Origin of the sequence: Streptomyces sp. H27-D2 (genome assembly GCF_035828615.1) — a bacterium.
In the GTDB taxonomy this organism is placed as follows: Bacteria; Actinomycetota; Actinomycetes; order Streptomycetales; family Streptomycetaceae; genus Streptomyces.
Map to the genome: position 1 here is coordinate 1 of NZ_JAYMZR010000142.1, position 13141 is coordinate 13141.

General features: G+C 73.0%; 8 protein-coding genes and 1 pseudogene. 2 read left to right on the forward strand and 7 right to left on the reverse strand.

Annotated features, from left to right (window positions below):
- Positions 1–2543 (forward strand): annotated as a pseudogene (locus tag QMK28_RS31870) (lipopolysaccharide biosynthesis protein); the annotation flags it as partial.
- Positions 2544–2661: 118 nt separating this feature from the next.
- Here the strand turns inward: QMK28_RS31870 and QMK28_RS31875 are convergent.
- Positions 2662–4104 carry a xylan 1,4-beta-xylosidase gene (locus QMK28_RS31875; RefSeq protein WP_326443188.1) on the reverse strand — a complete coding sequence of 481 codons (1443 nt, stop codon included), beginning with the start codon at positions 4102–4104 and terminating at the stop codon, positions 2662–2664.
- A gap of 131 nt (positions 4105–4235) precedes the next feature.
- On the opposite strand from QMK28_RS31875, the gene QMK28_RS31880 reads away from it, so the two are divergent.
- Complete coding sequence (locus tag QMK28_RS31880) at positions 4236–5351, forward strand: DUF5925 domain-containing protein (RefSeq protein WP_326443181.1); 1116 nt, start codon at positions 4236–4238, stop codon at positions 5349–5351.
- Between the two features lie 215 nt (positions 5352–5566).
- Here the strand turns inward: QMK28_RS31880 and QMK28_RS31885 are convergent, their stop codons facing one another.
- From QMK28_RS31885 to QMK28_RS31910, 6 genes are all read right to left on the reverse strand, one after another.
- Positions 5567–6526, reverse strand: coding sequence for a pirin family protein (locus QMK28_RS31885; protein WP_326443182.1), 960 nt, complete (start codon positions 6524–6526; stop codon positions 5567–5569).
- Between the two features lie 103 nt (positions 6527–6629).
- Complete coding sequence (locus tag QMK28_RS31890) at positions 6630–7007, reverse strand: GntR family transcriptional regulator (RefSeq protein ID WP_326443183.1); 378 nt, start codon at positions 7005–7007, stop codon at positions 6630–6632.
- A 300-nt stretch (positions 7008–7307) separates the two neighbouring features.
- Positions 7308–9029, reverse strand: a complete 1722-nt coding sequence (locus QMK28_RS31895; protein ID WP_326443184.1) for a carboxyl transferase domain-containing protein — start codon at positions 9027–9029, stop codon at positions 7308–7310.
- A 151-nt stretch (positions 9030–9180) separates the two neighbouring features.
- The gene (locus tag QMK28_RS31900; protein WP_326443185.1) at positions 9181–9906 is read right to left on the reverse strand and encodes a GAF domain-containing protein; all 726 of its coding nucleotides are present in this window, start codon (positions 9904–9906) and stop codon (positions 9181–9183) included.
- Positions 9907–9965: 59 nt separating this feature from the next.
- Positions 9966–10709 carry a GAF and ANTAR domain-containing protein gene (locus QMK28_RS31905; RefSeq protein ID WP_326443186.1) on the reverse strand — a complete coding sequence of 248 codons (744 nt, stop codon included), beginning with the start codon at positions 10707–10709 and terminating at the stop codon, positions 9966–9968.
- A gap of 355 nt (positions 10710–11064) precedes the next feature.
- Positions 11065–13141 (reverse strand): NHLP bacteriocin export ABC transporter permease/ATPase subunit (locus QMK28_RS31910; RefSeq protein ID WP_326443187.1); only part of this gene is annotated, 2077 nt, incomplete at its 5' end.

Consider the following 13141-nt stretch of genomic DNA (forward strand, 5'->3'; position numbering starts at 1 on the left):
CCGCTTGCAAGCTCCCCCGGGGGCTCACGGGGCAGCCCGCGGCGGCCGGTTCCGGGGCCGCCGCGTCCATATCCGGCGTCTCCCCTTCCGATTCCGATGACATCAGCGACGCCGACACCCCCCTCGCCGGTGTCGGCAGCGCCTCCGGCACCGGTCCGGCGGCGCCGGCGCCCGCCGCGTCCAGCGCCTCCGACGCTGTCCTGGGCCATCCGCCCCGGCGGCCGAGCTGGGCGCTGCGGGCCGCGCTGGACACGGACACGATGCCGCTCGGGGCCCGGCTGGACTTCGACCACATGGAGCGGCGGCCGGATGTGCGGCCCGGGCCGGGGGACGTCCCGGCGGGCGCGGCCGGATCGGATGGCCCGGACGGTTTGGGCGCATCGGGCGGCTCGGACGGTTTGGATGCCCCGCCGCTCGCCGTCCGGGCGGGCGCACCCGAGCGGTCCTCCCAGGGTGCGACCGGTGCCGATCCCGCCTCCCGGCCCACCTCCGTCGGCGCCCTGGCCGCCCGTTGGCGTACCCGCTCCGCAGCCGCCGGGGCGGGCAGCCGACGGCCGCACGGCCCGGTGCTCGCCGTCTGGGTGCTGCTGGTCGCCGCCGTCGCCCTGTACTGGCTGCCGCTGGCGGCGCTGGACGCCTCCGACCTGGACCGGATGGGCGGGCTCGGCCTCGTCGCGGTGCTGCCCCGGGCGACGCTGCTCGGCGCCGCGCTGCTCGTCGTGGCCTTCGCCTGCACGCTCTGGCTCGACCGGCAGCGACGGCTGCTGCTGACCGTGCTGCTGCTGGTGACCGTGGTGTCGCTGCACGCGCTGCCCGCCGTGCTGGAGGGCGAGCCGCGCTTCGCCACCGCCTGGCAGCACGTCGGCTTCCTGGACTTCATCGAGCGGACCGGCTCCGCGGTGCCGGACCTCGACGCCCGGTGGAGCTGGCCCGGCTTCTTCGCGGCCGCCGCGTTCGTCGCCAGGGCCTGCGGGGTCAACGACCTGACCGAGGTACTGCGCTGGTGGCCGCTGACCATCCAGCTGCTCTACCTCGCGCCTCTGATGCTGCTGTTGCGCTCGGTGCGGGCGAGCTGGCGCGCCAAGTGGACCGCGGCCTGGCTCTTCGTGCTGTGCGGCTGGGTCGGCCAGGACTACTTCTCGCCGCAGGGCTTCACGTACCTGCTCTACCTCGCGTTCGTCGGCATCCTGCTGGTCTGGTTCCGCGAGCCCCGGGTGCTCGCGGGCAAGCGGCTGCCGGGCGAGATGGAGGTCGAGAGCGTCGGCCGCGCCCAGCGGGTGGTGCTGCTCGCGGTGCTGATCGTGCTGTTCGCGGCGACGGTGGCCGCCCATCAGCTGACGCCGTTCATGATGCTCGGGGTGCTGACGCTGCTGGTGCTCGTGCGGCGCTCCTCGCTGTACGGCCTGCCGCTGCTGTTCGGCGTGCTGGTCGTGGTGTGGATCGGCCTGCTCGCGGAGCCCTACTGGTCGGGCCACTTCGACGAGCTGTTCGGCGGCGTCGGCGGGGTCGGCGGCAATGTGTCGTCCTCCGTGTCCGGCCGGATCGAGGGCGGCGACAGCGTGCACAAGCTGGTGCTGTACTCACGGGTGGCGCTGGCCGGCGGCATCATGGCCTTCGCCTGCTACGGCGTGCTGCGACGGCGCGCGGCCGGCTTCACCGAGCGGTCGCTGCTGGTGCTGACCTTCGTGCCGTTCCTCGGCTTCGGCATGCAGTCGTACGGCGGTGAAATGGCCCTGCGCGTCTTCATGTTCGCGCTGCCCGGCGCGTGCGTGCTGGCCGCGCTCGCCGTCTTCCCGCGCGTCCCGACCGCCCGCAGGGGCCTGGGCCCGATCGCAGCGCTGCTCGCCGGTCTGCTGCTGATGGGCGGCTTCCTGGTCGCCCGCTGGGGCAACGAGGCGTTCGAACGGGTGCGGCCCGGCGAGGTCGCCGCGATGGAGTACGTCTACGAGCACGACAAGCCGACCGCGCGGCTGCTGTGGATGAGCGACGACATCATCGAGAATGTGACGCCCGCGATTCCGTGGGGCGCCCAGGGCATGGAGCGGGTGCAGTACGAGCCGACGCTCGCGCCGCCCGACCCGGTCCTCGTCAACCCCCTGGTCAAGGCGCTGCGGAAGGCCGGCCCCAACTCGTACCTGATGATCTCGCGCGGCCAGTCCGTCTACCTCAGCATGGACGTCGGCTACTCCCCCACCTGGGAGCAGCGGCTGCGCCGCACCCTGGACCAACGGCCCGAGCTGAAACGGGTGCTGGCGAACGACGACGCGGTCCTCTACGAGCTGCGCGAGCGCCCGCCCGGCCCGGTCGCCGAGCCCGACCCGGGCCCGAAGGGTCCGCAGGTCACCTGGACGACATGGTCGGTGATCGCCGGGATGACGGCGGTCGTGCTGATTCTGCTGCTGATCGCGCGGGAGTGGGCGCGGGTGGCGTTCGAACCGAGCATCCGTCAGCAGTCATGGCTGCGCGGCACGTTCTGGTTCTCGCTGCCGCTGCTGGGCGTGCTGCTGGCGGCGCTGGTGCAGCGGTTCATGACGATGTCGTAGGGGTGCGGCTGCACAATTTTAGCCCTCCCCCAGCCTTCGGCCGGGAGGTGTCCGCAGCGATTGAGGACAGCGCCGGCCGAAGGCCGCGCATCCCGTTGAGCCCCGCCGGGCTACCGCACTACCGCCGCAGCCACCGCACCCCATACGCCCCCATATCAAAGGTGCGGCCGTCGATCCGAGCCTTGATCGGCCGACCGAGGATATTGACGACGAGCGTAGCCTCGTCGTCAGCCAACACCCTGACGTCGGGCTTGTCGTCGGCCGCGACGGCCACGCTCCGGTCGAAGCGGGTGCCGGGGCCGAACTCGTGGGAGAAGCGGGCGAGCAGCTTCATCATCGGCAGTTCGCGGCCCCCGTCTCCACCGCCGAGTCCGGTGCTGCTCCACAGGCATCCGGGGCAGGCGGCGCCCTGGTTCTCCGGGTTCCAGTAGAAGCCGGTGGTCGCGCCGCCCTCGGCCATCGCCATCATCGCGGCGGCCTGAACGGCGGTGCGGTGTTTCTCGCTCCAGCCGTTGCGGTCGTCGTTCTTGTCGGCGAGCTCGACGTACCACTCGGCCCACCACAGAGGCAGCCCGGTCTCCTTGCGCAGCCGACGGCTGACGTCGGCGAACTTCTCGGTCGCGGCGAATTCGTCGGGGACGTACTTGTCGTCCTTGGTGTAGCTCGATCCGTCCACGACCAGGAAATCCGCGCCGGCCTTGTGCTCGTTCCAGTAGGTCACCGCGTCGAGCGAGCGCTGGTCGACGCTCCCCCACGGGCCCTTGAGGCCGGAGTCGTGGGTGTCCTCGCCCGGCCCGTAGCTGTCCATGACGACGTAGGGGCCGCCGATCCGGTTGTCCTTGTCGACCTTCTTCAGCTCTTGGTACACGAGGTTGTAGAGCTTGGTGTAGCCCTCGTAGTTCCAGCGGTTCTTGTCGTTGTCGAAGAACCCCTTGAATTCGTTCCAGACGATGAAGTGCCGGACATCCGGGTAGCGTTCGGCGACCTTGCCGGCGAGTTTCGCGAAGTCCTTGTAGTGCTCCGGGCTCGGTGCGGTCTCCAACTGCTTCTTCGACCAGTCGGTCTCGCCCGCCTTGCCGCCCTTCATCCAGTCCGGGGCGCAGCACAGGGTGATCACCGGGGTGCCGCCGGTGCGGCGCATCAGGGCGACGCGGCTGTCGAGTTCGTCGAAGTCGTACCGGCCGGGCGATTCCTCGGGGTTGTTCGCACCCCAGCCCATGATGTGCTGGTTCTGCGGCATGGGCTGAGCGGAGAGCAGCTTCTCCGCGCGCTTCCTGGCGTCCGGCCCGCCGCGCTCGGCGCTGAATTCGGTGTGGGTGAAGCCCCAGCCGAGCGCGGGCGCGCCCTGTCCTGACGGGTTCTTCGCGGCGCCGTTCACCCGGTCGCCGCCGGCCCGTCGGCTGCCGCCCGGGTCGGTCGCGCCGCCCGAGGGGAAGCCGCACATCACGAGCAGCAGGGCCAGCGCGGCCGCGGCTGTTCCGAGCAGCGCGGTGGTCCGCCACCGCCCCACTGTCGTCGAACCCGTCCCCGTCAACCCCGCCCCCGTCAACGCCTCATGCATCCCCGCCATGACGTGCCAGAAGCGCCAGGGTATCGGCGTCGGCACCCGGTACGCCCGGTTCCCGCGGAACGGGTGCGTAACGTCCGACAAACCCGGTGCGCGAGCCCGGCGGGTGACGGATCATGGCCCCCATGTGTGCCGACCTTCACGCCGACCCGACACCCGCGGAGCAGACCCTGCCGATCCGGATCAACATCGACGACAGCGATTCGCCGTCCGACGTCGTGGACGCCCTCCTGCTGGGGCGCTTCGCGACCGGCGAGCAGCCGTACTCCCGCAGTCACTCCGTGGACCGGGTGAAGAAGGGGCTGTCCCTGCTGCCCCCCGGGGCGAGTGTGCTGCGCTCGGCGCGCGACGACGACCGCAGCGCGACCCTCGCGGAGGGCGAGGGCTGGACGCTGCTGGTATCCCGCTGGAACCAAGGCGCGGACGTGACCGTGACGGCGGTCGACGACGCGCTGGCCGAGACGGTGCTCGGGCAGGTCGTCGACGACGCGGAGGACGAGCCGGAACCCCAGCCGGAGAACGTCACGATGGGCTTCTGGTACGTCTCGCCGCGCCGCGGGCCGCACCGTACGACCCGGCAGATCAGCGCCGGCGCCTGGGACGAGATCCGCCCCAACTACACCGCGCCGGTCGCCGAGGGGCTGGACCGGCTGATGAAGGTCACCCCGGACGACATCGCCGGCCGCCTGCTGCTGCTGCACGGCCCGCCCGGCACCGGCAAGACCTCCGCGCTGCGCACGCTCGCCCGCTCCTGGCGGGACTGGTGCCAGGTGGACTGCGTGCTGGACCCGGAGCGGCTGTTCAACGACGTCGGCTATCTGATGGACATCGCGATCGGCGAGGAGGACGGCACGGGCAAGAGCCGCTGGCGGCTGCTGCTCCTGGAGGACTGCGACGAACTGATCCGCGGCGAGGCCAAGCACACCGCGGGCCAGGCGCTCTCCCGGCTGCTGAACCTCACCGACGGCCTGCTCGGGCAGGGCCGCAACGTCCTCGTCGGCGTCACCACCAACGAGGACCTGGAGCGGCTGCACCCGGCGGTCGTCCGGCCGGGACGCTGCCTGGCCCGGATCGAGATCGGTTCGCTGACCCGCGCCGAGTCGGTCGACTGGCTGGGTACGGAGGAGGGCGTGGGCCGCGACGGCGCGACGCTCGCCGAACTCTTCGCGCTGCGACGCGGCACGACTCCCCCTTCGGTTCCGTCGCAGCAGGAGCGGGCGGACGCGGGGTTGTATCTGTGAGAATCCGTGCGGGCCGTATCGGTGAGCGGCGGCTTGATCCGTATCGCTGATCCGCGCGGTCAGCGGCCGGACCGGGCCGTGAGGCCGGGCGGCGAGGCCGGGCCGTGGGGCCAGGCAGCCGGGCCGGTCGGCGGGGCCGGACCGCAGGGACGAAACCGCCGAACCCGGCCGCCGGCCGCGCGCCTTGATGGGCAGCCGCGCTCACCGCACGGTACTCAGCGGACCCGCCCGCGCGGCTTGAGCGGTACGGGTGGCAGGGCCGGCGCGGGCAGCGGGGCGCCGTCGTAGCCGTGGACGGCGCCGAAGCCGGTGCCGGACATCCACTCCTCGCGGGCGGCGGCGATCTCGTCGCCGGAGCGGCCGACGAAGTTCCACCACATCACGATCTTCTCGGCGAACGGCTCGCCGCCCAGCAGCATCAGGCCGCTGTCGGAATCCGCCCGCAGCGGCAACTCGCTCCGCCCGCAGCCGAGGTAGAGGAGCGAGCCGGGTTCGAGCCGGACGCCGTCGACATCGGTGGCGCCGGACATGGCGAGCGCCGCGTACTCGAACTCCGGTTCCAGCGGCAGCCGGACGGCCGTGCCCGCGCTGAGGGCGAGGTCCGCTCCGACGATCGGCGTGTAGGCCGTACCGGGCGAGAGGGCCCCGTCCAGCTCGCCCATGATGACCACGGCGCGGAGCCCGTGCGCGGTGACGACGGGGAGGTCGGCGTGGTGCTCGAAGTGCGGCTCGACCTTGCGGTGTTCATCGGGGAGCGCAACCCACAGCTGTGCGCCGTGCAGCAGCGGGGTGTGCTCGCGGGGCGACTCCTCGGAGTGCGAGATCGCCCGGCCCGAGGTCATCAGGCCCAGTTCGCGCGGCCGCACCGTCCGCAGGCTGCCGAGGCTGTCGCGGTGCAGCACCTCGCCGTCGTGCAGCCAGCTGACGGTCTGCAGGCCGAGGTGCGGGTGCGGCGGGACCTGCATGCCGGACTGCCGGGCGATGTCGTCGGGGCCGTAGTGGTCGACGAAGCACCACGCGCCGACCATCCGGCGGCCCAGGCTGGGCAGCAGCCGGCGCACCACGGTGCTCTCGCCGAGCGGCATGTCCCGGCCGGGCAGCAGGTCGCGTACGGGGCCTTCGGCCGCGTCGCCCCCGCATACCGTCGGGGTGGGCTGGAGATCGAGGTTGCTCATCAGAGGATCATCCCTTCGATGCGGCTCGCGCCGCGCGCGGACACGGCTCGGCCGCACGCGGACACGTCCTTCGGTCAGTCGGCCGGTCGGAGCGGGCCGCGCGTCAGCGGTCGGAGTAGGCGGCGCGCAGCGCGTCCTCGACGGCGGCGAGCGCCCCCTCGCGATCCAGGCCGAGCCGCCGCACCCGCTGGGCGTACACCGCGGCAGCGGCGGCGGATTCGCGCTGCGCCGCGGGTGACGCGGCGGCGACGAAGGTGCCGTTGCGGCCCCGCGTCTCGATCACACCGTCCGACTCCAGCGCCCGGTACGCCTTGGCGACCGTGTTCGCCGCGAGCCCCAGTTCCTCCGCGAGGCCGCGTACCGTCGGCAGCTTGTAGCCGACCGGCAGCGCGCCGCCGCGGGCCTGGTCGGCGATCTGCGTGCGGACCTGTTCGAAGGGAGCGGTCGCCGCCGCCGGCACGATGGTGATCTTCAGGCTCACGGTGATCTCCTGGTCTGCGGGGGCGGGAGCGCCCGCCGCCGATACTCCACCAGCCCGCCCCGCGCGGGCGGCATCCGTCGCGGTGGAAGGGACCGGCCGCGCACACCGCCGTACTGGTCGAACGCACTCCGGGCGGCGAGTCCGACGGGGGCTGTCCGCCGCAGCCCAGTGCGCGGCGGCGGGCACGCTCTCTCAGGGCACCGCCCGCCGTACCTCGAATGCTTCGCCGAATACTTCGCCGATGCGGGCCGGGCCGAGGTGTCGCTGCGGTACGGGGTCACGGGGCGGCCCCGCGCGCTGTCACCGCTGGATCGGCCGGCGCGACCCGAGTGAACGGTGGCGCGCGCGGCGCGCGGCGAGGCGCTCGGCGGGGTCGCGCGCGCGGAGCGCGGCGAGTTCGGCGCCGAGGGCCGCGCCGAGCCGGGCGAGGAAGGGACCGGGGGCGTCCGCGGCGTCGCCTTCGGCCGCCTCCCCCATCGCTTCAGCGCCTTCGGCTGCCGTCTCCTCGATCGTCTCCTCGATCGTCTCCTCGATCGTCTCCTCGATCGTCTCCTCGATCAGCCGGTCCACGATCCCGGCCGCCAGCAGGTCGGCGGAGCGCACCCCTTGCCGGTCGGCCACCTCGAAGGCGCGCTCGGTGGTCCGGTGGAGAATCGCCGACGCGCCCTCGGGCGGCAACGGGGACAGCCAGGCGTGCCGGGCCGCGAGCACCCGGTCCGCGGGCAGCAGCGCGAGCGCCGCGCCGCCCGCGCCCTGGCCGAGCAGCAGGCACAGCGTCGGGGCGGACAGCGTGACGAGATCGGCGAGGCTGCGCGCGATCTCCCCGGCCAGGCCGCCCTCCTCGGCCTCCTGCGAGAGGGCGGCCCCCGCGGTGTCGATCACGGTGAGCAGCGGCAGGTTCAGCTCCGCGGCGATCCGCATCCCGCGCCGCGCGGTCCGCAGCCCGGCGGGCCCGAGCGCCTGCCCGGCGGCGGTCCCGACGGCGTCGGAGTCCGGGGCGTCGGAGTCCGGGGCCGCGGCCGGGCGGCTGCCGCCCCGGTCGTGGCCGAGCACTACGCACGGCGTGCCGCCGACCCGCGCCAGGGCGAGCAGCATGCCGGGGTCGTGCTCACCCGCGCCCGTACCGCTCAGGGGCGTGATCTCCTGTCCGGCCGCCCGCAACAGGGCGCGTACGCCGGGGCGCTCGGGACGACGCGAGCGCCGGATCGAATCGGCGGTGGCCGCCGCGCCGGTGCGCCCCGCGCGCGGGGGCCCGGAACCCGCCGCGACTCCTGACGTGTCAGCCGCCCCGGCCGCGTCAGCCCCGTCCCCCGCATCCCCGCACAGGACCGCGAGCGCACCCGCGACCGCCCCCGGCAGTTCAGCGGCCGGAAGGACCGCGTCGACCAGCCCGTGCGCGAGCAGGTTCTCCGCGAGCTGGACGCCGGCCGGGAACTCCTCCCCGTACAGCGCTTCATGGACCCGTGGGCCGAGGAAGCCGATGAGTGCGCCCGGTTCGGCGGCCGTGACGTGGCCGAGGGAGCCCCAGGAGGCGAGGACGCCGCCGGTGGTGGGGTGGCGCAAATAGACGAGGTAGGGCAGCCCGGCGGCCTTGTGATCCATGATGGCGGCGGTGACCTTCACCATCTGGACGAAGGCGATCGTGCCCTCCTGCATCCGGGTGCCGCCGGAGGCCGGCGCGGCGAGCAGCGGGAGGCGCTCCGCGGTCGCCCGTTCCACGGCCCGAACCAGCCGCTCGCCGGCCACGACGCCGATCGACCCGGCCAGGAAGCGGAATTCGCAGGCGACGATCGCCACCCGGCGGCCGTGGATACGGCCCTCGCCGGTGATCACGGACTCGTCGAGCCCGGTGCGCTCACGGGCCCGTGCCAGGTCGGCGAGGTAGGAGGCGTTGTCGGTGTTGTCGGTGGGATCGCCGCCGTCGGTGGGATCGTCCCAGCAGTGCCAACTGCCGCCGTCGACTGCGGATTCGATCAGTTGCAACGCGGGCGCGCGGTGGCTGGAGCTGCTGGGTCCGGTCATGGGGAACACCCTGCCACGGCGCTCTCGACCGCCGGTTCTCAGGGACTCGTGAGCGCCGCGCCGGAAACCCGATCGGACGAGGGCGGTCGGCGGCGCGGCCCCGGCGGGAGCACCGGGCGGGACACCGGCGAGGGCGGGCGGCGTACGGAGGCTACGGCTGCTCGGGCCCGCGCCCCGTGTCCTGGTCCGCGGCGTTCAGGCGGAGGCGGCCCTCCAGGACATCGCGGGCAGTCCGCAGGATGGGCAGGCCGTGGCTGAAGGCGTGGGCGCGCAGCCGGGCCAGCGCCTGGGCGGCGGGGATCTCCAGCTGGGAGGCGATCATGCCGGTGGCCTGGTGGACCTCGGCGAAGTTCAGGCCGTCGTCGAAGAGCACGGACGCGGGGGTGCCCGGTTTGCCGGCCACCCCGGTGACGACGGCGGTGAGCATCCGGGTGAGGCTCAGGGCGTCGGCGAGCTGCGCCGCGTTCATCGGGCCGGGGGTGGTGCGGTAGCCGGAGACGACGCCGAGCACGATGACCCCGATGCGCAGCGGGAAGGCGAAGGCGGCCTGCACGCCCAGCTTGATGAGGTCGCCCGGCAGGCCGGGCCACCGGTCCGGGCCCAGAGCGGTGAGATCGGGGACGAGGACGAGGGCGCCGTCGCGGGCCGCGTCCAGGGTGGGGCCCTGGCCCTGGGTGAGCTGGAGGTCCTCGACGGCCTCGGTGTGCGGGCCGTGCGACTGCATGAGTTCGGCGGGCCGGCCCTCGGGGGAGATCAGGAAGGCCAGACCGTCCAGGCCGAGGGCTTTGGCGCAGTCGGGCAGCGGCAGCGGCGGCAGGCCCCGGCCGTGGTGTGTCTGCAGGGCGCTGAGGTATGCGGCCAATTCACGCTGCAACACCGGCTCCACCCTTCCAAAGTCCTGCCGCTCGGCCACGGCGCATCACCGGTCGGTGCTGGTCAGGCCCGTGTCGGGCCGAGGAGCGTGGGGTCGGCGGTGCCGTCCATGACCTGCTGGGCGAGGTCGGTGAGGCCCAGCTGGTGGCGCTCGGCGTGCCGGCGCAGCAGGGCGAACGCCTCTTCGGCGCCGGTCCGGTGGCGGTGGGCGAGGAAACCGTTGGCCTGCTCGATGATGATGCGGCTGTCCAGCGCGTGCTGCAGCTGCACGGTCACGCTCATCGAGGCGTGCACCGCGCGCTGTTGCAGGATGCCGATGGCGGCGGTGTCCGCCATCGCCTGGGCCAGGCTCACCTGGCCGGCCTCCAGCGGTCCCGGACGGTCGCGGAAGAGGTTGAGGGCGCCGATGACCTGGCCGTGCATCCGCAGCGGGGCCGCCACCACCGAGACATGGCCCAGCTCAAGGGCGCGCGGCGCGAAGCGCGGCCAGCGGGCGCGGGCCTCGTCGGTGTCCAGCGGCACCTCGGAGAGCGGGGCGCCGCTGTGGTAACAGTCGTGGCAGGGGCCTTCGTCCCACTCGACGCCGGCCAACTCCAGCTTGCGGGTGCGCTCGTCGGAGGCGGCCGCCTCCACGACCGGGCCGCTCGGCGTGCCCAGCAGCACTCCGGCCGCCGCCACGTCCAGCAGGTCCACGCAGTGCTCGGTGAGCGAGTGCAGGAAGCCGATGACGTCGAAGTCCCGCACGAGTGTGTCGGCGAGGTCGACGAAGGCCGCGGCCAGCCGCTCCTCACGAGTCAGCTCCGGCATCACCGATCACCCCCGCGTCGCCTGGGGCGGTTTGCTGCGACAGACATCCGGAACCTCCAGCAGTGTGGCTATCTACCGGCCGCGGAGGGCCGGGGAATGTCCGTAGGCGGCTGTCCCTGATCCCTTCGCAGGGACCGCCGAATGCCGACGAAGACTTGAGCTCACGCCGAGGAGGGCATCCTTGGATTCTCCTTCCACGCTACACCGCGCCACCATGCGTGTGACCTGCTTCGTCCTCGCGCTCACGCCGAGTCTCCGCGGCGCCCGCCCCGTCCGGTCCTGCCGCTCGCGCACCGCCGAGGCCGGGGTTCGGCCCTCGGCGGCCGGTGACCGGGCGGGCCACCGCGCGGGCGCGTCAGCCGATCTGCCGGCGGACCAGCTCGTGGAACAGGCCGCCGGTGTCGGCGAGCAGTTCGGCGGGCGGGCCCTGCTGGAGGACCCGGCCCTCGGCCATCACGATCACCCGGTCGGCGTCCATGACCGTGGACAGCCGGTGCGCGATCACGACGCGGGTGGCTCGCAGCTTCCGGGTGCTCTCGGTGACCACGCGCTGGGTCTCGTTGTCCAGCGCGCTGGTCGCCTCGTCGAAGAAGAGCACGCGGGGGCGGCGGATCAGGGCCTGGGCGATCATCAGACGTTGCCGCTGCCCGCCGGAAACGGTGCCGCCGCCGTCGGAGAGCACGGTGTGCATGCCCATCGGCATGCCCCTGATGTCCTCGGCCAGTCCGGCCATCTCCGCAGCGTCCCACGCCTCTTCCAGCGAGAACATCTCGGCGCCGCAGATGCAGTCCAGGATCGAGCCGGTGAACGGCTGTGAGTTCTGCAGCACGACTCCGCACTGACGGCGGACAGCGGCCTGGTCGAGGGCCGCGAGGTCCTGGCCGTCGTAGGCGACGTCGCCCGAGGTGGGCGTGTCGAAGCCGATGAGCATCCGGAGCAGCGTCGATTTGCCGCAGCCGCTGGCCCCGACGATCGCCACGAACTCGCCGGGCCGCACCTGGAACGACACGTCGTCGAGCACCAGCGGCCCGTCCTCGGCGTACCGGAAGGACAGCCCCCTGGCCTCGATCCCGCCGGCCAGCGTGCCCGGCTGGGTGCTCCCGCCGCGTACCTCGGGGACTTCGTCGAGCACCGGCTTGATCTGTTCGAGCATCGGCAGCACGGCGGCGGCCGAGATGAGCGCGCCGGTCAGCTGTGTCACCGAGCTCAGCATCATCGTCACCGCGGTGTTGAAGGTGAGGAAGCCGCTCGCCGACAGGCTCCCGCGAGCCGGTCCTGCGAGCAGCATGAACATGATGAGCGTGCAGAGCGGCAGATAGACCGCGTTGCAGACCGCGATCAGGTTCTTCATCCGGCCCACCCGCTGTTGCAGCTCACGGCTGCGCGCGAACTGGCGGGCCCAGGCCGCGTAGGCGAAGCTCTCCGCCGCCGCGACGCGCAGCTTGGGCAGTCCGCGCAGCGTCTGGAAGGCCTGGTTGTTGAGCTTGTTGTTGAGCTGGATCAACTGGCGCTGCCAGCGCAGCTGCCACAGCCCCATGCCGAGGAACAGCGAGGCGATGACGACCAGCATGCCGACCGCCGTCAGCGCCAGCGGGACGCTGAAGTACAGCAGCAGGGCGAGGTTCACCGTGCCGATCGTGCCCGCGGTCACGGCCACCGAGCTGATGCCGGACAGCACCCGGCGGATGGCGCTGACGCCCATCGCCGCGCTGGCCAGCTCCCCGGTGGAGCGCTCGGCGAAGAATTTCGTCGGCAGGCGCAGCAGCCGGTCCCAGACGGCCGGTTGCAGCGTGCCTTCGATGCGCCCTTCCATCCGCAGGATGGAGACATTTTGCAGCAGCATGAAGGAGGCGGAGACGATGGTGGTGACCACGATCGCCATCGAGATCTGGACGATGAGACCGGTCTCGGCGTTCGGTACATGGACGCCGAGCACCTGTCCGGTGGCGATCGGCACCAGCGCGCCGAGACCGACCGCGACCAGCCCGCCCAGCACCAGATTGCGCAGATCGGGCCGGGTGCCGCGCAGGCTGAAGCGGAGCAGCCGCCAGGCGGCCATCGGCTGGTCCGGCAGCGGCCGGTAGAACATCACGGCGCGCGGTTCAAACGCGTCCGCGCTCGCCCTGCCGATGCGCGACCGTTCGCCGGTGGCGGGTTCCACCGCCTCGTACCGGCCGCGCCGCCACAGCAGCGCGACCGGGTCGCCGGTGCCGGCCCGGTGGCCCACCAGGGGGCCGGAGTTCTCGCGCCACCAGCGCCCGTCGAGTTTCACCACGCGGGTACGGAAGCGCGAGCTGAGCGCGACGCGCTCGACCGGGTTCATCCGGTCGTTCAGCGCGCCGCCCTCGGTGGGCGCGGTCACCTCGATCCCGGCCACCTCGGCGACCCGGCGGCAGGCGGCGAGGGTGGCGTCCTCGGTCGCGCGGCCCCGG

What these genes read in the sequence shown, in the direction of transcription:
- QMK28_RS31875 (WP_326443188.1), bottom strand. Translation starts at nt 4,104, where the DNA reads ATGCATGAGGCGTTGACGGGGGCGGGGTTGACGGGGACGGGTTCGACG.
- QMK28_RS31880 (WP_326443181.1), top strand. Translation starts at nt 4,236, where the DNA reads ATGTGTGCCGACCTTCACGCCGACCCGACACCCGCGGAGCAGACCCTG.
- QMK28_RS31885 (WP_326443182.1), bottom strand. Translation starts at nt 6,526, where the DNA reads ATGAGCAACCTCGATCTCCAGCCCACCCCGACGGTATGCGGGGGCGAC.
- QMK28_RS31895 (WP_326443184.1), bottom strand. Translation starts at nt 9,029, where the DNA reads ATGACCGGACCCAGCAGCTCCAGCCACCGCGCGCCCGCGTTGCAACTG.
- QMK28_RS31905 (WP_326443186.1), bottom strand. Translation starts at nt 10,709, where the DNA reads ATGCCGGAGCTGACTCGTGAGGAGCGGCTGGCCGCGGCCTTCGTCGAC.